The 1,243-nt window shown below is 66.9% G+C and carries 3 protein-coding genes; all 3 read right to left on the bottom strand.

Features of this window, described 5'->3' with window-relative positions:
* Positions 1-438 precede the first annotated feature (438 nt).
* Positions 439-612, bottom strand: coding sequence for a CsbD family protein (locus ABZ208_RS39115; protein WP_356914202.1), 174 nt, complete (start codon positions 610-612; stop codon positions 439-441).
* A 103-nt stretch (positions 613-715) separates the two neighbouring features.
* On the bottom strand, positions 716-895 hold the full coding sequence (locus ABZ208_RS39120) for a hydrophobic protein (RefSeq protein ID WP_356914204.1): 180 nt from the start codon (positions 893-895) through the stop codon (positions 716-718).
* 123 nt (positions 896-1,018) lie between these two features.
* On the bottom strand, positions 1,019-1,243 hold a 225-nt coding region (locus ABZ208_RS39125; RefSeq protein ID WP_356914203.1), incomplete at its 5' end, for a hypothetical protein.

Raw genomic sequence — 1,243 nt, forward strand, 5'->3', positions numbered from 1 at the left:
CCGCTCCCCGCAACCATCTGTGTTGAGCAACTACATGCCGCCGGGGTCTGGGACGTCCACACAGCAGCATAGTCCTCGGTCCGGTCCGATGGACGGCCGAAAGCCCTTGTTCTCAGGGACCGGACGCTGTCCAGGCGGCGGCAACACGTGCATAGGACTTCGCCCGGAGTATCCGAAGCGTCATAGCCCTGCACCGTCGTCGTCAGTCAACGCCGGGCGACGTCTCCTGCCACGCAGGGCCGAAGCGCCGCTTCAACCCCCGCCCCGGCCGAGTCCGGCCAAGAGGGCGACGGCCACGGCGATGGTCACCCCCGTGAACATGGCTGCCTCTTTGGCTCTCGTGTCGTAATGCTCTGCTGCATTCCCATCAGCCCCTGTCGGTTCGTGCCCGCCCGGGTGGTGCCCACGCGGGGTGGGCGCTACCCGGGGCGGTCGCGGTCAGCGCCTGAACGCGTCCTTGGCCTTCCCGCCGGACTGCTTCAGGTTCCCGGCGACTCGGTGGGTCTTCCCTTGCCTCTTCAGCCGCCTGTTGCGGGCGGCTCGGCCGATGCTTTCCGTGATCCGGCCCTTGAGTTCCTGTGCCTTGTTCCTGATCTTCTGTTCAAAGCTCATGGCTGCCCTCTGTTCGTCCACTGGGTGAGGCTTGGGTGGGGCTCCCCGCGCTGGATTGCCGTGCAACTTGCCATCCCGCGCGTGGGATAGGGCCTGGTACTGGCTACGGGCGGCTTCGGCCGTCTCGATGCCCGCCGCGACTGCGACCACCACGGCGGCCGCGCATGGCGAACCCGGCGATCCAGACGACCAGCAGCACCAACGCGACGTACCAGAGAATCTGCATGGTGAAGCCGAACCCGAACACAATCAGGATCAGCAGCAGGAGAAGAACCCAGAGCAGCACGGCTGCGCCTCCACGCGGTCACAGGGACATGTCCTGCGTTCCGCGGGGGCTGGGCGAAGCGAAGGTGAAGGCTTTGCCCGGAGATTCCGGAGCACCACAGCCCTACGCCGTCGGTGTCAGTCAACTCCGGTCGGCGACCCCTGTCAACGTGCGGGAGTTGCTGGGGAGTTGTGCTACCGCGGTTGCGGCCGCTGGTGTCGACGGAGCCTCGGCAGGGGCTTCCGCCGGCTCCTTGGGCGGTGGCAGGACGTGGTCCTCCCACCAGGACAGGCCCATCACGGTGCCGAGCAGGACGAAGGGGACTGCAGCCGGAACGATCAGCGCGTACATGCGTACCGCCAGTTG

It is taken from the genome of Streptomyces sp. NPDC006208 (genome assembly GCF_040613775.1).
Classification (GTDB): Bacteria; Actinomycetota; Actinomycetes; order Streptomycetales; family Streptomycetaceae; genus Streptomyces.